The 15,901-nt window shown below is 70.0% G+C and carries 16 protein-coding genes; 4 read left to right on the top strand and 12 right to left on the bottom strand.

Features of this window, described 5'->3' with window-relative positions; translation table 11 throughout:
* Positions 1–5: 5 nt before the first annotated feature.
* From fabG to QRN67_RS02230, 10 genes are read right to left on the bottom strand one after another with little or no spacing between them, the layout of a single operon-like run.
* Positions 6–737, bottom strand: coding sequence for a 3-oxoacyl-ACP reductase FabG (fabG, locus tag QRN67_RS02275; RefSeq protein WP_081270487.1), 732 nt, complete (start codon positions 735–737; stop codon positions 6–8).
* On the bottom strand, positions 734–1,207 hold the full coding sequence (locus QRN67_RS02270; RefSeq protein WP_285410205.1) for a hotdog family protein: 474 nt from the start codon (positions 1,205–1,207) through the stop codon (positions 734–736). Before QRN67_RS02270 ends, fabG begins: the two co-directional genes overlap by 4 nt.
* Positions 1,204–1,980 (bottom strand): class I SAM-dependent methyltransferase, encoded by a 777-nt coding sequence (locus QRN67_RS02265; RefSeq protein WP_285410203.1) that lies wholly within the window; start codon positions 1,978–1,980, stop codon positions 1,204–1,206. The genes QRN67_RS02270 and QRN67_RS02265 overlap by 4 nt, the downstream gene beginning before the upstream one ends.
* Complete coding sequence (locus QRN67_RS02260) at positions 1,977–2,798, bottom strand: polysaccharide deacetylase family protein (RefSeq protein WP_285410201.1); 822 nt, start codon at positions 2,796–2,798, stop codon at positions 1,977–1,979. The genes QRN67_RS02265 and QRN67_RS02260 overlap by 4 nt, the downstream gene beginning before the upstream one ends.
* Positions 2,799–2,815: 17 nt before the next feature.
* On the bottom strand, positions 2,816–5,212 hold the full coding sequence (locus tag QRN67_RS02255; RefSeq protein ID WP_285410199.1) for an MMPL family transporter: 2,397 nt from the start codon (positions 5,210–5,212) through the stop codon (positions 2,816–2,818).
* Entirely contained in the window at positions 5,209–5,841 is a 633-nt protein-coding gene (locus QRN67_RS02250) for a LolA-related protein (RefSeq protein ID WP_285410197.1), read from the bottom strand. Before QRN67_RS02250 ends, QRN67_RS02255 begins: the two co-directional genes overlap by 4 nt.
* Positions 5,813–6,844: a lysophospholipid acyltransferase family protein gene (locus QRN67_RS02245; RefSeq protein ID WP_285410196.1), complete on the bottom strand. Its 1,032-nt coding sequence runs from the start codon at positions 6,842–6,844 to the stop codon at positions 5,813–5,815. Before QRN67_RS02245 ends, QRN67_RS02250 begins: the two co-directional genes overlap by 29 nt.
* The gene (locus tag QRN67_RS02240) at positions 6,844–8,556 is read right to left on the bottom strand and encodes an ApeI family dehydratase (RefSeq protein ID WP_253820071.1); all 1,713 of its coding nucleotides are present in this window, start codon (positions 8,554–8,556) and stop codon (positions 6,844–6,846) included. Before QRN67_RS02240 ends, QRN67_RS02245 begins: the two co-directional genes overlap by 1 nt.
* Before the next feature lie 16 nt (positions 8,557–8,572).
* Complete coding sequence (locus tag QRN67_RS02235) at positions 8,573–9,217, bottom strand: COG4648 family protein (RefSeq protein ID WP_285410193.1); 645 nt, start codon at positions 9,215–9,217, stop codon at positions 8,573–8,575.
* A 4-nt stretch (positions 9,218–9,221) separates the two neighbouring features.
* On the bottom strand, positions 9,222–9,533 hold the full coding sequence (locus tag QRN67_RS02230; protein ID WP_081271696.1) for a phosphopantetheine-binding protein: 312 nt from the start codon (positions 9,531–9,533) through the stop codon (positions 9,222–9,224).
* A 92-nt stretch (positions 9,534–9,625) separates the two neighbouring features.
* On the opposite strand from QRN67_RS02230, the gene QRN67_RS02225 reads away from it, so the two are divergent.
* A complete protein-coding gene (locus QRN67_RS02225; RefSeq protein WP_285410191.1) occupies positions 9,626–11,143 on the top strand; it encodes a helicase HerA-like domain-containing protein in 1,518 nt (505 codons plus the stop codon).
* Between the two features lie 22 nt (positions 11,144–11,165).
* On the opposite strand, the gene QRN67_RS02220 is transcribed toward QRN67_RS02225, so the two are convergent.
* Together QRN67_RS02220 and QRN67_RS02215 are read right to left on the bottom strand one after the other, a co-directional pair.
* Positions 11,166–11,807 (bottom strand): NrsF family protein, encoded by a 642-nt coding sequence (locus QRN67_RS02220; protein ID WP_285410189.1) that lies wholly within the window; start codon positions 11,805–11,807, stop codon positions 11,166–11,168.
* Positions 11,804–12,394 carry a sigma-70 family RNA polymerase sigma factor gene (locus tag QRN67_RS02215; protein ID WP_285410187.1) on the bottom strand — a complete coding sequence of 197 codons (591 nt, stop codon included), beginning with the start codon at positions 12,392–12,394 and terminating at the stop codon, positions 11,804–11,806. The genes QRN67_RS02220 and QRN67_RS02215 overlap by 4 nt, the downstream gene beginning before the upstream one ends.
* Before the next feature lie 111 nt (positions 12,395–12,505).
* Here QRN67_RS02215 and QRN67_RS02210 point away from each other — a divergent pair, with 111 nt between their 5' ends.
* Genes QRN67_RS02210 through upp form a run of 3 tightly spaced genes read left to right on the top strand, consistent with a single transcriptional unit; the run spans position 12,506 to position 15,887 of the window.
* Positions 12,506–13,816: a GTP cyclohydrolase II gene (locus QRN67_RS02210; protein WP_285410185.1), complete on the top strand. Its 1,311-nt coding sequence runs from the start codon at positions 12,506–12,508 to the stop codon at positions 13,814–13,816.
* Entirely contained in the window at positions 13,813–15,219 is a 1,407-nt protein-coding gene (locus tag QRN67_RS02205) for a URC4/urg3 family protein (RefSeq protein WP_285410183.1), read from the top strand. Before QRN67_RS02210 ends, QRN67_RS02205 begins: the two co-directional genes overlap by 4 nt.
* A gap of 38 nt (positions 15,220–15,257) precedes the next feature.
* On the top strand, positions 15,258–15,887 hold the full coding sequence (upp, locus tag QRN67_RS02200) for a uracil phosphoribosyltransferase (RefSeq protein WP_081265876.1): 630 nt from the start codon (positions 15,258–15,260) through the stop codon (positions 15,885–15,887).
* Positions 15,888–15,901: the final 14 nt, after the last annotated feature.

Below are 15,901 nucleotides of genomic sequence, written 5' to 3'. Positions count from 1 at the left end.
AGACCTCAGATCATCCCGCCATTGACCGAAATCACCTGCCCAGTGATGTACCCAGCCTCGTCACCAGCCAGGAAAGCAGCCAACGCAGCCACCTCTTCCGGCGTCCCGGCCCGCTTCACCGGCACCATCTGGTTGATGACCGCCGGATCGAACACCGCGTCAGCCATGGGCGAGGCAATGATCCCCGGCGCGATCGCATTCACCGTCACGCCGCGCGACGCCACTTCGAGCGACAGCGCCTTGGTCGCGCTGTTGAGCGCGCCCTTGGCGGCCGCGTAGTTGACCTGCCCCCGGTTGCCCGCGATGGCGGCGACCGACGAGATGTTCAGGATGCGCCCCCAGCGCGTGCGCATCATCGGCAGCAGCAAGGGCTGCGTGACACGGAAGAAGCCGTTGAGCGACACGTCGATCACCTTGTGCCACTGCTCGGCGCGCATGCCCGGCAGCACCGCGTCGTCGTGCACGCCCGCGTTGTTGACGAGGATCTGGACCGGGCCGCCTTCCAGGATGCGCGCGCATGCCGCCGCGCACGCCTCGTCGCTGCGCAGGTCGAACACATGGCATTCGGCCTTGCCGCCTTCGGCCGAGATGGCCGCGGCCAGTTGCTCGACCGCTTCCGGCCGCGAGTTGGCGTGCAGCAGCACCGTGGCGCCCTCGCGCGCGAAGCGGCGGGCCATGGCCGCGCCGAGCGCGCCGCTGGCGCCGGTGATCAGGGCGCGTTTTCCTTCGAGACTCATGACGATGTGCTTTCTTCCGCAGCCAGCGGCGTGTTCAGGACCACCACGGCTCGCCCCTCGGCCAGCGATCGGCCGTCGTCGGCCTTCACCGTGAATTCATAGAGAACCTGGCGGTCGTCGCCCGACAGGCGCTTCGCCCGTACCTGCAACGCGCCGTCGATGTCGTCAAGCCGCGCCACCGCCAGCTTGACGTTGCGCGCACTCGCCAGGAAGCCGGCCGACGGCGTGCTGCCCTCGGCAGCCAGCAGGCCGCCGTGCAGTGCCATCGCCTGCGCGGCGAATTCGATGGCGTTCGGCGCGAGCAGGCCACTCTCGGTGCGCAGCGGGTTGCCGGCTTGCGCGTGCGTGGTGGTGCTGCAATGGATCGCGTCGGCGTCCCAGCTTTCGAGGCGCTCCAGCAGGCACATGCTGCCGCTGTGCGGAATGCGCTGCGCGATGCCGGCGCGGTCGAGCGTCTGTGGTGCGGTCATGCGGCCTGTCTCTGTTCGAGGTCTGCCACCAGCAGCACGTTGGCAAAGGGCGTGCCCTCGCTCATCGGAATGCTGTGCACGCGAAAGCCCAGGCGGTCGAGCAATGCGGTCCATTCGGCCAGCGGCCGGCCCCAGGTCGGCGATACCTTGTGGCCGCGGATGCGCGTCACGGTGCGGTCGACCCATTGGCTGATCGCGAAGCCGCGGCGGCTCGACGCATCGCCCACGCGCAGCAGCAGGCGCGCCTGCGGGTTGCCGCCGCGGCGCAGCGCGTCGCGCACGCGCGTCAGCACGCCTTGTTGCGCTTCGAGGTCCACGTAGTGCAGCACGTCGAGGATCACGACGAGGTCGCAGTCCGGCAGCTCGGCCGAGCACATGTCGGCGCAGACCAGCTTGGGCGCCGGCTGCAGATGGCCGATGGACGCCTCGGCGCGCGCCACGTCCTTGGGCATCAGCTCGATGCCGGTGTAGTCGGCGCTTTCCGGCGTGGCGGACCACGACGCGGGCCAGCGGCCGTTTTTCTGCATTGCGCTCATCGATGCGAGCAGGCTGGCGAACAGGCCCTGCCCGCAGCCGATGTCGACCACGCGACGGTGCTGCGCATCGATCAGCCCGCGCTCGAGCAGGCCGCGGAACACCGGGTCGCGACCCAGCTTGCCGCGCGCGAAATGCCAGGCGAAGCTGCCGCCCTTCTTGTAGGGAATGGTCGCGGCTTCGTGCAGCTCGCGCCATGCGTTGTCGGTAGCGCCCCGCGAAGGCAGCACCGCGCTCATGATTTCATGCCCTCGGGCAAGGTGACAGCGCGCAGTCCATCGGCGCGCAGGCGTTCGAGCAACAAGGGCAATACCTCCAGCAAAACGGGTTGTCCCGCAGCGGTGCGCGCGGCGTTGCCGTCGTGCAGCAACAGGATGTCGCGCGCCTGCAGGTTGCGGTCCAGGCGCGCCATCACCTTGGCGGCGTCGCCTTCGCGCGTGTCGAAGCCGCGCCGCGTCCAGCTCACCAGCGAAAGGCCGAGGCGGTGCAGCACGGGTTCCAGGAAGGGGTTGCGCAGGCCGGCCGGCGCGCGGAAGCAGGTCGGACGCTGGCCGGTCACGTCGCTCAGGATGTCCTGCGCGCGTGCGATTTCGGCGGCGAAGCCGCGCGGCCCGAGGAAGGAGAAGTTGTGCCGGTGCCGCGCCGTGTGGTTCTGGATGCTGTGGCCGCGCGCCACGATCTCGCGCGCCAGGGCGGGCTGCGCCAGCACGCGCTCGGCGATGCAGAAGAAGGTGGCGCGCTGGCCGTGCGCGTCGAGCAGGTCGAGCACGCGCGGCGTGACCTCGGGCTCCGGTCCGTCGTCGATGGTGATCGCCACCTCGCGGCGCGTGCCCGCCGCTTCGGGCAGGCGCGTCATGTTGGGGCCCAGCAGGCTGCTGCGCGGCGTCAGGCCGGCGCCGGTGATGAGCGCATGGTTGAGCACGATGGCGCCCACGGCCCACGGCAGCGCGCCCGGCACCAGCACGCCCGCGCCGATGGCGGCCACATGCCATGCCGCACTGGCGCGGATGGCGGGCGGCCAGGGCCAGGATTCACGAGGGGCGGAGGCGGAAGACATGGGCCCGGATTTTCCCCTCATCGACCGCGCGCGGCCTTCGAAGGCCCCACGCTGCGTGCGAATGCCGCCGACAGCAGCAGCGCCAGCAGCGCGCCCGGCGCGACCACGCGGCCGATCGAAGACAGCGCGGGAATGTCGGAAATCGCGATCAGCCCGAAGGACACCACCGTCGTCAGGTTGGCCAGCATCAGCGATGCGAGCGTGTCTTCGTCAGCCTGGCCCGTGGTGCGCAACTGGTCGAAGAACAGCGCGTAGTTGGATCCCACCGCCACGATCAGCAGCAACCCCACCAGATGCAGGATGCCCAGCGCAGCCTGCAGCACCGCCATGCCGCCCAGCGTGAGCACCACCGCGAACAGCAGCGGCTGGCACACGGCCAGCAGCCGGCGCCACGAGCGCAGGTAGATGCCCAGCAGCACCACCACCGCCAGCGCGCCCAGCAGCACCTGAACGAAAGCTTCGTGCAGGTAGCGTTGATACAGGCCGGCCAGCTCGCGGCCGACGTCGACCACCTGCACGTCGGGCAGGCCGGCCAGTGCGGTTTCGAGCCGCTTCTGGTCGAACTTGGTGCCCGGATGCAGCACCACCAGCGTGCCCCAGCCGCCGCCCGGGCGCTGGTACATCAGCGTGTTGAGCACCGAGCCCAGCGGACCACCGGCGAGGTCGGCGCGCTGCACGGGTTGCAGCTTGCGCGCCACCTCCACCTCCTGCACGAAGGGCTCCAGGCGCGACGCCGGCAGCGGCATCCCCTTCGTCGCTTCGGCGAGATTGGCGCGCAGGACGTCGCTGGTCGGCAGGCTGGCGATGCGCGCCGCCTGGGTCTGCATGCTCGGCAGCACGCGCGTGACGGTTTCGTAGCCCACGAGCTCGCCGCTGTCCACCAGCGCGTCGAGCCGCGCGGCCGCGGCTTCGGTGTTGCGGAGCGCGGCCTGTTCGTCGTCGCCATAGGCCACCACCAGCACGCCGCCGTCGCTGGCGCCGATGTCGTTGCGCAGCATCTCGTCCATCTGCTGGGCTGCCTTGGGCACCGGGCTCATCGCGCCCAGGTCGGCGCGCCACAGGTGGCCGCCCTGCCACAGCACCAGCCCGAGCGCGGCCACGCCGAGCGCGGCCAGCGGCCAGCGCAGGCGCGGCAGGCCGCGCACCAGCGCGCCCGCGAGCTGCGCCATGTAGCGGCGCATGCCCATGCCGGTGGCGCCGTCGGGCGCCAACATCGGCAGCACGTAGCGCGTGGCCAGCGCGGCCGATACCAGCCCGGCAATGGAGAACACCCCCAGCTGCGCCAGCCCCGGGAAGCCCGAAAACACCAGTGCCGCGAAGCCGCACACCGAAGTCAGCAACCCGAGCCGCACCGTGGGCCAGTTGAGGTCGCGCCAGCGCTGCCAGCCGGTGCCGGCCACCGCGGCGCCGCGCGCCTGGATGAGGTAGTAGATGGCGTAGTCGACCGTCTCGCCGATCAGCGTGCTGCCGAAACCCAGCGTCAGGCCGTGCACCGAGCCGAACACCAGGCTCACGCTGGCGGTGCCGACCACCACGCCCGTGGCCACCGGCAGGAAGGCGATGACCAGCGCGCGCGGCGAGGCAAAAGCCAGCAGCAGCAGCCCGCCCATCACGATGCCGCCCACCACCGCGAGATGGATGGCTTCGGTCTTGATCTTGTCGCGGCTCATCACCGAGAACACCGGCGGGCCGCTCAGCAGCAGCTTGGGCGCGTCGGCACCCATGCCGCGCGAGGCCGCCTCGTAGGCCGCGTTCACCCGCGCGATGGCCACGGCCTGCGCGTCGAGGTCGCCGCCGGCGGCGCGCGTGGTGGCGATCATCAGCGCGCGCGGCGCGGTGCGCGACATCCATACGCCGTCCTCGCTGCGCGGCGCGCTGGCAGGCACCAGTTCCATCGCGATGCGCTGCGTCTCGCCGGTCGGATCGCGGTCGAGCAGCGGCTTGATGACATTGCCGGCGGGCGTACCGAGCATCGACAGCGTTTCGTTGATCGCGTCGCGCAGGCCCGCGGCGGTGAACTGACCCGGCACCACGCCCGGCGAGAGCTGGTAGCGATGCTCGAAGACCCAGGTGCCGGAGTCGCTCCAGTCGCTGACGTCGCCGTTCTGCACCAGGTCGAACAGCTGGCTCTCGCGCATGCTTTTGGCCACCGCGCGCGACACCGTGGCGCGCTGCTCGACGCTGCCGCCCTCGATGCCGAGCATCAGCGTGCGCGAGGCCACGCCGCTTTGCAGCTGCTCGATCAGCACGCGCTGGCGCACGTCGGGGCTCTTGGGCAGGAAGGCCGACAGGTCGGCGCCGATCTGCGTGCGCGCGATGACCACGGCGCCGCACACCAGCACCAGCAGCCATGCCAGCAGCACGACCGCCCTGCGCCCCCAGCTGGGCGGCCCGCCCGCCTGCCCGACGGTCACGGCGCGCCGCGGACTGCCGCGCCAGCAGGCGCCGCGTTGGGCGCGCTCGGCGTGATGTTCATGACCGAGCGGTCACCGCCGATGAATTCCATTTCGAGGCCCAGCACGTCGCTTGCGCGGCCGCTGATGCGCATGCTGCGCACCTGGGCGGCCAGCCGGCTGTCGAGCGGCACGAGGTCGAGTGTCCATTTGCCCGCCGAGCCGGTGACGGTGCTGCGAAAGTAGCGCTGCAGCGTGGCGCCGTCGCCGGTCAGCGTGCCGCGCATGGCTTCGACCAGGCCTTGCAGCTCGGGCATGCTGTCCAGCGCCAGCGTGCGTGTGCGTCCGCCGCGCGAAAGGGTCAGCGTGTTGCCTTCGACCGCCATGGTCTCGACGCGCGGCGACAGGGTTCGGCGCACCAGCTTGTCTGGCGCGTCGAAGTTCAGCGTGCCGCTGGCGTCGAGCGGGCCTTCGAGGCCGTGCACGAAGCGTTGTTCGGTGAAGCGGGCTTCGCCGCTCTTCTGCCTGGCCAGCAGGGTCATCAGCTCGGGCAGGTCGAACGCCGCCCAGGCCGGCACGGCGCAGAAGGCCAGTGCCAGCACGAATACCTTGCAGAGCCGGTCAAGCCGCATCTTCGAGCCAGAAATCATGGAAATTGAACCAGTTGTAGGGGTGGGCGCGGCACAGCGCCTCGAGCCGCGCGACATAGGCCTCCAGCGCGGCGCGGATGCGCGCTTCGCGCTCCGCCATGCCCGACATCGGCTCGCCGAAGTCGGCCAGCGCATCGAACTGCACGTCGTAACGCGCGCCGCCGCCGTAGAGGCCCGCCATGAAGAACACCTTGCGGCGCAACAGCGCCGCAAGCCGGAAGGGACCGTCATTGAAGCACGCCGGCTGCCCCAGGAACGGCAGCACGATATTGTTGCCGCGCTGGTGCTGCGCCTGGTCTTCGCTGCCCGGCAGCGTGCGGTCGGCCAGGATGCCGGCAAGGCCCCCGCCGTCGAGCCAGTCGCGCAGCGCCAGCATCGAATGCGGCCGGCCCAGCGCGATGACGTGAGGCCGCAGCTCGGGCACCGCGATGGCGTCGAGCGTGGCGTTGATGCGCCGTGCGTTGTCCGGGTACATCAGCATCGCGACGCGCAGGTCCTGCTGGCGCGTCTGCTGGCGGCAGGCGCCCAGCGCCTCGAAGCTGCCGACGTGGGCGCCGAGCAGGAAGGCGCCGCGGCCTTGGGCGAGCTCGTTGTCGATCGGCGGGGTGCCGTCGATCCTGACCTTGAAGAGATCCATGCGCCCGCGCAGGAAGTACACCCGGTCGAGCACCGTCGAGGCAAAGGCGTGCAGCAGGCGGTAGCCGTCGATCCAGCCGGCGTGCGGGCCGATGGCCCTGAACAGGTAGCGCTTGATGTGCCGCCGCTGCGCAGGCAGGAACAGCAGGAAGTAAAGGCTGATGGGCGGCAGCAGCAGCCGCGTGACATGGCGCCCGCACACCACCGCCATGAAGCAGATGAAGCGCAGCGCGAGCATGTTGCTGCGCTCGGGCGCGTGGGCCCAATCGCCCTTTTCGCCCTTTTCACTCTTTTCCCCCTTCGGCGCGGACCGGGGCGCCTGGGCCGCCTCGTTCACGGCGCGCGCTTCGACATCGGTGTGCTTCATCACGCCGACTCTTGCACGGCCGTCCATCGTCCGGTGACAGCCACCACGCCGTCGCAACGCACGTCGAAGCGCACGCCGCGTCCCGCGCCGGCCTCCGGATGCAGCTCTATGGAGAGCGTGCTGCCGGGCCGCACGGGCGCCAGGAACTTGGCGGCGGCCAGCGTCGGGTTGGCGCCGAGCCGGGCGGACAGGGCCGGCACGCGCCGCACGGCCTCCAGCACTTCAGCCAGCAGCAAGGCGCCAGGCACCAGGGGCTGGCCCGGGAAATGGCCGGCAAAGACCGGGTGATCGGCCGGCACCGTGAGGGCCAGCTGCACCGGCGTGTCGTCCTCGGCGAGTTGCGCCAGCGCGAATTCGCGCAGCGCGCGCACCGTGAGCTTGCCCGTGCCCTCGCGCGGGAAGGCCTTGACCTGCACCACGCGGCGCGGCACGAACACGGCTTCGAGCCGCTGCCGCAGCGCGGCGACGATGTCCCCCGCCGAAAGCGTCGGCGCCACCACGAAGGCCACCGGCCGCACCACGCCGTCGGCCACCTCGTCAGGCAGCCAGAAGGCGCCGTCTTCCACGCCGGGAATGCTGTTGAGGTGGTAATTGAGGTGCGCCAGCGAGCTGCGCCGGCCCGCCACGTGGATCAGGTCGTTGGCGCGCCCGAACAGGCGGAAGCGGCGCTCGTCGAGCAGTTCGAGCACGTCGGCCATGGGCGTGGGCTCGGGTATGAAGTCGCCGCTGAAGATGAAGCGCTCGGGCCCGCCCTCCTCGCCCGGCTCGGCGTGCACGCGGATGTCGCCGAAGGTTTCCCAGACTTCGCTTTCGGTGGTGCGGCGCGTGGCGACCTGGCCCGATTCGGTGCTGCCGTAGATCTCGAGCAGCACGGCGCCCATGGCCTGCTCGGCCTGCAGCGCGAGCTGCGGCGACAGCGGCGCGGTGGCCGAGAGAATCAGGTCCACCGGTGGCAGCGCGATGCCCGACAGCAGCAGCGTCTTGAGGTGGAACGGCGTGGTCACCAGCGCGCGCGGGCGCGGCACCGAGGCCAGCGTCTGCGCCACGTCGGCGGGAAAGAACGGCCGCCCGCTTTCGAAGGCCGCGCCGCCCAGCATGGCCAGCAGCGCCGACGATTCGATGCCGTAGCTGTGCTGCACCGGCACGGTAGCGACCAGCGTCAGGCCTTCGAGCGAGGAACGCCCGAGCACGCGGCACAGCCGCTTGACCGCCACCGCCACATCGCCCACCAGCGTGCCCCAGGTCTTGGCGTGCGGCTGCGGCACGCCGGTCGAGCCCGAGGTCAGCAGGCTGACGGCGTGCAGGCCGGCCTCTATCCGGGGCACTGCAGCGTTCGGGTTGCCTTCGAGGCTGGAGCGGTCTTCGATCAGCACGCGCCGCATGCCCGGGGTCTGGAGCTTCGGGTCGTCGACGAGCGTGAACAGCCGCGGCCCGCCGGATTCGGCCAGTCGCGCCAGCGTATCGGGCCGGGCATCGGGCGGCAGCAGGCTCGCGTGGCCGCGCATCAGCGCGGCGCCCAGGCTCACGGCGAAGGCATAGCGATCGACGCACAGGTTGACCGCGGGGCCGTCGTCCGGCAGTTCCGGGGCGAAGCGGGCCACGTCGGCCAGGAACTGCCGGGCGCTCACGGGCACGCCGGCTCGCCAGGCCAGGGGCGCATCGGGGTCGCGGTCCGCGAGCAGCGGCAGGAGGGAGTTGTCTGTCGTCGTCACGCGGGCAGCGCCTGTGTCATTGGCCGCCGGCGCTGGAATCCACCGACGACGTGCCATAGAACGCACGCACCGCATCGACCAGGCGCGTACGTTCGAATTCGGGATGCAGCCGGTAGCGCACCAGGTGTTCGCCGACGAACAGCACGCCCACCATGATGGGAGACAGCACGTTGGCGAACAGCGACCAGTCGGAGAAAGGCCGCGTCAGGTAGATGGCGATGGACGCCAGCACCACGACCGCGAAGTACGCCGTCCAGATGCGCGTGAGCTGCGTGGTGTAGGCCAGCATGTGGCCCTTGAGCGGGTGCACGCGCTGGGCGAACTGGGTGATCAGCGGCAGGCCGCGGCCGCGCAGCGTGGAGCCGAACCAGCCGCACAGCAGCGCGTTGATGCCCACGTGCTGGAGCACGTAGAGGCGGTTAGGGTCGCCGGCCTCACCGAGGAAGACGAGCACGAAGCCGGCAATGCCCAGCGCAACCGCGCCGGCGCAGCCCCAGCCGCCGAAGCGGCTGGCGGCAAAGCCCACGGCGGCAAGCCACAGCGGCCCCAGCAACACCACCACCGCCCACGGCTCGGTGGCGTGGAACAGCGTCATCCAGTGAGAGAGGCCGGCATAAGCGACTCCCATCAGCAGCAGGAGCGCCAATCGCCATCGAGACATGGGGTCAGGTAGCGACGCGGTGCTGGGCGACGTGGGTCGCGAGCGTGCGCAGCGACTGGAAGATCTGCTGGTTGCGCTCGTCGTCCGAGCGCAGCTGGAAACCGTAGCGGCGCGAGACTTCGAGCGCCACTTCGAGGATGTCGATCGAATCGAGCCCCAGGCCTTCGCCGTACAGGGGATCGGTGGGCACGATGTCCTCGGGGGCGATCTCGAGGTTCAACGCATTCACCAGCAACACGGCCAGCTCTTTTTCGATGGGCGACTGTTCAGGCGAATCGCCTACGGCGGAAGAATTGGTTTGGACGGTCGAGGACAACACGTGCTCCGGTTTGCGTTTGAATGAAAATTCACGGCAATTGTAAAGGCGGGGCTTGGATAGACTGCCGCCAGCCAACATTTGGGGACCCCATGACCGAGCCATTGTTAGTCGCACGCCACGAGACTGTCGAGTGCGCCCTCCTTCCCGGCCTGGCCAACCGCCACGGCCTGATCACCGGCGCCACCGGCACCGGCAAGACCGTCACGCTGCAGACCATCGCCGAAAAGCTGTCCGGCATCGGCGTGCCGGTGTTCATGGCCGACGTGAAGGGCGACCTGACCGGCATCAGCCAGAAAGGCAGCATCGGCGCCAAGCTGGCCGCCACGCTGGCCGAGCGCGGCATCGACGTGCCGGAACCCTCCGCCTGCCCCGTCACGCTGTGGGACGTGTTCGGCGACCAGGGCCACCCGGTGCGCGCCACCATCTCCGACATGGGCCCGCTGCTGCTGAGCCGCATGCTGGACCTGAACGACACCCAGGCCGGCGTGCTGAACCTGGTGTTCAAGATAGCAGACGACAACGGCCTGCTGCTGCTCGACCTGAAGGACCTGCGCGCCATGCTGCAGTACGTGGGCGAGAACGCGAGCCAGTTCACCACGCAGTACGGCAACATCAGCGCCGCCAGCGTGGGCGCCATCCAGCGCGGGCTGGTGCAGATCGAGACCCAGGGCGGCGACAAGTTCTTCGGCGAGCCGATGCTCAACATCGCCGACTTCATGCAAACGGTGGGCGGCAAGGGTGTGATCAACATCCTGGCGGCCGACAAGCTCATGAATTCGCCGCGGCTCTACGCCACCTTCCTGCTCTGGATGCTGTCGGAGCTGTTCGAGCAACTGCCCGAAATCGGCGACCCCGAGCAGCCCAAGCTGGCCTTCTTCTTCGACGAGGCCCACCTGCTGTTCAACGAGGCGCCCAAGGCGCTGGTCGAGCGCATCGAGCTGGTGGTGCGGCTGGTGCGCTCCAAGGGCGTGGGCGTGTATTTCGTCACCCAGAACCCGCTGGACATTCCCGACACTGTGCTTGCCCAGCTCGGCAACCGGGTGCAGCATGCGCTGCGCGCCTTCACTCCGCGCGACCAGAAGGCGGTGAAAGCGGCCGCCAGCACCATGCGGCAGAAGCCGGGGCTGGACATCGAGACCGCCATCACCGAGCTCGCTGTGGGCGAGGCGCTGGTCAGCTTCCTCGACGAAAAGGGCCGCCCCAGCGTGACCGAGCGCGTGTTCGTGCTGCCGCCGGGCAGCCAGCTCGGCCCGATCACCGCCGACCAGCGCAAGGCGCTGATCGCCAATTCGCTGGTGGCCGGCGTCTACGAGAAGGCGGTGGACCGCGAGTCGGCCTACGAAAAGCTCAAGGGCCGGGCCGAGAGCGCGCCCGGTGCGCCGCCGGCCACGCCGGCGGGCGGCAAGCCGGCGGCCGAAGCCTCCGGTTCGGGCATGGGCGGCATGCTCAACGACATGCTCTTCGGCACCACCGGCCCGCGCGGCGCCAAGCACGACGGCCTGGTGCAGACCATGGCCAAGTCGGCGGTGCGCACCATGGGCACGTCGGTGGGCAAGGAGATCCTGCGCGGCGTGCTCGGCGGGATCTTCGGCAGCAAGAAGCGCTGAGCCTGCGCCCCGCGCACCGCGCCTACCAGCGCAGCAGGCGCGGGCCCAGCACGGCGCCCACCAGCACCGGCACCGCAATCCCGCTCACATACCAGACGGCAAGGAACGGCGCGGTCAGCTCCATGCAGTGCAGCGCATAGACCGCGGCGCCGACGCCGCCGGCCAGAGCTCCGGCCGCCGCGCCGGCCAGCGCCGGCCGCGTGGGCGCCAGCCCCCTGAGCGCCACCATCGTGGCCGCGAACACCGGCAGCGCCATCAGCCCGATGCTGACCGCGCAGATCCGCCACGACTGCCCCATGAGCGACGGCATGCGCTCCTGCGCCGGCACGCTGAACCAGGCGATCGCCGCCAGCACCCAGATGCCGGCCACCGGCAGTGCGGCGCCCATCCACGCATGCCGCGCGGGCACGCCGGGCCGCGAGAGGCGCTGCACGGCCACGAAGCCGGCCGCCGCAATGCACAGCGGGAACGTCACCTTGACCCAGAACATCGGCCAGAACATGGCCTGCACGATGTCGCGCCGCATGCCGTATTCGGCGAACAGGATGAAGAGCGCCAGCGGCAACCCGGCCAGCACCGCAAGGCCGATGCGCCTGCTCGCGCTGCGGCGCGGCACGGCCACGTCGCCGGCGGACAGCATCGCCACGAGGTCGTCGGTCTTCATGCGGCGTCTCCCCAGCGGTTGCCGAAGCGTGCGGCCAGCGCCTTCAGGCCGCGGTGGATGCCGACCTTCACCGCCGATTCCGACATGCCCGTGAGGCTCGCGGTCTCGGCCACCGAAAGGCCCTCGATCTTCACGTGCACGATCGGCAGGCGCTGCCGCTCCGGCAGGGTCTGCAGCAGCCCGCCCAGGTCGCGCCGGGCGTCGCTGGCCTCTTCGGCCGAGTCGGCGAACACGGCGAGGTCGTCGTCCAGCGGGTCGTGCAGGTCTTCGCGCACCGACTTGGCACGCAGCAGGTCGATCATCTTGTAGCGGGCAATGGCGTGCACCCAGGCCGTCAGCGGCTGGTCGCTCTGGTAGGTGTGGCGCTGGTTGTGCATGGCGAGCAGGCATTCCTGAACAAGGTCTTCCACTTCATCGGGCCAGCCAAAGAGGCGCTTGCCCAGAAAGGCGCGCAAGTGCGCGCTGAGTCGCTGCAGGAAGTCGCGGTAGGCCTTCGCGTCGCCGTCCAGGCCGCGAAGGAACAGGCTGCGCAGCGCCGCTTCCGCGTCGCCCGGGTACGTCCTGCTGCCTGTTGTGTTTCGTGCCATCCGGTCGGCTGGTTACAGCCTCGCCCAAAAAAGTTCCGGCAGATTGTGCCGAAGCCGTCTGCTTGCAAGCACCACGCACCATCGATACATTGTGTTTTTTGAGGGCCCCCAATGTCTGCAGACAGCACAACGATCCCTTCCTCCCCGGGCAGCACCACGCCCATCCCCCCGCTCCACCCTTCGTCGTCGACCGGCCACATACGCCTGACCTCGCATGCCGGCGGCTTCGGCGCGCTGCCCATCCATTGGGGCGCGGCCACACCGGCCGAGCGCGGGCCGGTGGTCGGCACCACCACCAAGCGGGCGCATCGCAACGTCATCGGCACGCACAGCGGCTCCTACAGCGTGTATCGCGCGCTGGCCGTGGCCTCGGGCGCGCTCAAGCGCGAGCACAAGGCCGACCTGACCAACACTTCCCCCACCGACGTGATAGGCCCCTACCCGCAGTGGAGCGAGCCGGGCCGCATCGTGTCGCTCGACCCCTGGGGGGCGCAGGTGGCCGACGTGTTCGCCTCCGAACTGGCGGCCGGCTACGACATCCGCCCGACCATCGCGATCACCAAGGCCCACGTGATCCTGCCCGAGGTGATCGAGGCGCTGCAGAGCCGCCGGCTCAAGGCCGACGGGCATTTCCTCACGTCCGGCGGCGCGGCCATGGTCACCAAGGCCGCGATCGAGCCCGTCTGGTACCTGCCCGAGGTGGCGCGCCGCTTCGGCTGCTCCGAGACCGACCTGCGCCGCACCCTGTTCGAGGAAACCGGCGGCATGTACCCCGAACTGGTCACGCGCTCCGACCTCGAGGTGTTCCTGCCGCCCATCGGCGGGCAGACGCTCTACATCTTCGGCAACCCGCGCGACCTGGCCAACCCCGAGGTCGAGCTCACCGCGCGCATCCACGACGAGTGCAACGGCTCCGACGTGTTCGGCTCCGACATCTGCACCTGCCGGCCCTACCTCACGCACGCGATCGAGGAATGCATCATGGGCGCGCAGCGCGGCGGCGTGGGCCTGATCGCCTACTCGCGCAAGGAAGGCCGGGCGCTCGGCGAAGTGACCAAGTTTTTGGTCTACAACGCCCGCAAGCGGCAGGTGGGCGGCGACACGGCCGACCAGTATTTCGCGCGCACCGAATGCGTGGCCGGCGTGCAGGACATGCGCTTCCAGGAGCTCATGCCCGACGTCTTCCACTGGCTGGGCATCAGGAAGATCCACCGGCTGGTGTCGATGAGCAACATGAAGTTCGACGCGATCACCGGCTCGGGTATCGAGATCGGCGAGCGCGTGAACATTCCCGATGCGCTGATCCCGGCCGACGCCCGCGTCGAGATGGACGCCAAGATGGCGGCCGGCTATTTCACACCCGGCCCGGTGCCGGACGCCGAAGAACTGAAAAAGGCCAAGGGCCGAGGACTCAGCGAATGACGACAAGCCGCAACAGCGATCCCAACATGCCCGTCGACGGCTCCGGCAGCCTGCCGCCCGGCGGCGCGGGCAAGGTCGATCCGTCGATCGAATTCACCGCCGACACCGCCCATCCGGCCGGCGCCGCCAGCCTGCTGCGCACCACCGCGGCCATCCGCCAGCGCGCCGGCGCCCTGCTGGCGCGCGCGCGGCGCGGCGAATCGCAGTGGTTCCGCATCGGGGAGGACGACAAGCTGGAAGACGCGGCGCGCAACGTGGCCGAGGTCACGCGCGAGCGCTACCCCTGGGACACCATTCCGTACCACAGCCGCTGGCGCCACTTCGAGGCCGGCGGCATCAAGCGCATCGAGGAACTCGACACCCTGCTCGGCGAAGCCGACGCGCGGCAGCGTGCCCGCGCGCACATCGACCTGGTGCTGGTGAGCGTGCTGCTGGACGCCGGCGCCGGCCCCGACTGGCACTACACCGAAGCTGCCACCGGCGAACGCTTCACCCGCTCCGAAGGGCTGGCCGTGGCCAGCTACCACGCCTTCATGGCCGGGCTGTTCTCGTCCGACCCCGACCACCCTTACCAGGTGGACGCGGCCGGCCTGCGCGGGCTGGTGACCGACCGCCTGGGCGACGCCTTCCAGGTCAGCGAGGCCAACCCGCTGGTCGGGCTGGCGGGCCGCGCCACGCTGCTGCGCCGCCTGGGCGAGGCCATGAACGAACAGCCCGAGACCTTCGGCGACGAAGGCCGCCCGGGCCGGCTGTTCGACGCGCTGGTCGGCCCTTACGGCCCGGCCGCGCCGCCCACGGCCGAAATCACCGCGCACCAGATCCTGTCGCTGCTGCTCGATACGCTGTCGCGCATCTGGCCCTCGGCCAACTCGGTGGACAGCATCGCGGCCGACGGCAGCGACAGCCCTGGCGGCATCGGGTCCGGCGACCCCGCGCTGGCGCTGGGCGACTGCTGGCGCCACAGCGCCGTGAGCGGCCCCGGGCTCACCAACGGCTGGATGCCCTTCCACAAGCTGTCGCAGTGGCTCACCTACTCGCTGCTCGAACCCTTCGAATGGGCCGGCGTGAAGGTGCGCCACCTCGACGCGCTCACCGCCCTGCCCGAGTACCGCAACGGCGGCCTGCTGATCGACAGCGGCGTGATCGTGCCGAAGGACCCGGCCTTCCTCACCCGCCGATGGAAGGCGGGCGACGAGTTCATCGTCGAATGGCGCGCGCTGACCGTGGCGCTGCTCGACGAGCTTGCCCCCCGGGTGCGCAAGGTGCTCGACCGCACCGAAGACGAATTGCCGCTGGCCTGCGTGCTCGAAGGCGGCACCTGGGCCGCGGGCCGGGCGCTGGCACAGCGGTTGCGCGACGGTGCGCCGCCGCTGTCGATCGAGAGCGACGGCACTGTCTTTTAGACTCCGGTGTTCACCCAGCAACGTCAAACACAATTCCAATGAGCAACGTCCACCTCGTCAACCACCCCCTCGTCCAGCACAAGCTGACGCTGATGCGCCGCAAGGACGCCTCGACCAACAGCTTCCGCCGGCTCCTCAATGAAATCAGCATGCTCATGGCCTACGAGGTCACGCGCGACATGCCGATGCAGGACATCGAGGTCGAAACCCCGCTGGAGACCATGCAGGCCAAGGTCATCGACGGCAAGAAGCTGGTGCTGGTGTCCATTCTTCGCGCCGGCACCGGCATCCTGGACGGCATGCTGACCGTGGTGCCCGGCGCCCGCGTCGGCCATATCGGCCTGTACCGCGACCCCAAGACGCTGACGGCCGTCGAGTACTACTTCAAGATGCCCGGCGAAATGGAGAACCGCGACGTGATCGTGGTCGACCCGATGCTGGCCACGGGCAACTCGGCCGTGGCCGCGGTCGAGCGGCTGAAGGAGCTGAACCCGAAGTCGATCAAGTTCGTCTGCCTGCTGACCTGCCCCGAAGGCGTGAAGACGATGCAGACCGCGCACCCCGACGTGCCGATCTACACCGCCGCCATCGACCGCGAACTCGACAGCCACGGCTACATCCTGCCGGGCCTGGGCGACGCGGGCGACCGCATCTTCGGCACGAAGTAGGGCTCGCCCCCAGG

The organism is Variovorax sp. efr-133-TYG-130, assembly GCF_030208835.1.
GTDB lineage: Bacteria > Pseudomonadota > Gammaproteobacteria > Burkholderiales > Burkholderiaceae_C > Variovorax.
This window is presented reverse-complemented; position numbering and strand designations above follow the sequence as displayed.

What these genes read in the sequence shown, in the direction of transcription:
- fabG (WP_081270487.1), bottom strand. Translation starts at nt 737, where the DNA reads ATGAGTCTCGAAGGAAAACGCGCCCTGATCACCGGCGCCAGCGGCGCG.
- QRN67_RS02270 (WP_285410205.1), bottom strand. Translation starts at nt 1,207, where the DNA reads ATGACCGCACCACAGACGCTCGACCGCGCCGGCATCGCGCAGCGCATT.
- QRN67_RS02265 (WP_285410203.1), bottom strand. Translation starts at nt 1,980, where the DNA reads ATGAGCGCGGTGCTGCCTTCGCGGGGCGCTACCGACAACGCATGGCGC.
- QRN67_RS02260 (WP_285410201.1), bottom strand. Translation starts at nt 2,798, where the DNA reads ATGTCTTCCGCCTCCGCCCCTCGTGAATCCTGGCCCTGGCCGCCCGCC.
- QRN67_RS02250 (WP_285410197.1), bottom strand. Translation starts at nt 5,841, where the DNA reads ATGATTTCTGGCTCGAAGATGCGGCTTGACCGGCTCTGCAAGGTATTC.
- QRN67_RS02245 (WP_285410196.1), bottom strand. Translation starts at nt 6,844, where the DNA reads ATGAAGCACACCGATGTCGAAGCGCGCGCCGTGAACGAGGCGGCCCAG.
- QRN67_RS02235 (WP_285410193.1), bottom strand. Translation starts at nt 9,217, where the DNA reads ATGTCTCGATGGCGATTGGCGCTCCTGCTGCTGATGGGAGTCGCTTAT.
- QRN67_RS02225 (WP_285410191.1), top strand. Translation starts at nt 9,626, where the DNA reads ATGACCGAGCCATTGTTAGTCGCACGCCACGAGACTGTCGAGTGCGCC.
- QRN67_RS02220 (WP_285410189.1), bottom strand. Translation starts at nt 11,807, where the DNA reads ATGAAGACCGACGACCTCGTGGCGATGCTGTCCGCCGGCGACGTGGCC.
- QRN67_RS02215 (WP_285410187.1), bottom strand. Translation starts at nt 12,394, where the DNA reads ATGGCACGAAACACAACAGGCAGCAGGACGTACCCGGGCGACGCGGAA.
- QRN67_RS02210 (WP_285410185.1), top strand. Translation starts at nt 12,506, where the DNA reads ATGTCTGCAGACAGCACAACGATCCCTTCCTCCCCGGGCAGCACCACG.
- QRN67_RS02205 (WP_285410183.1), top strand. Translation starts at nt 13,813, where the DNA reads ATGACGACAAGCCGCAACAGCGATCCCAACATGCCCGTCGACGGCTCC.
- upp (WP_081265876.1), top strand. Translation starts at nt 15,258, where the DNA reads ATGAGCAACGTCCACCTCGTCAACCACCCCCTCGTCCAGCACAAGCTG.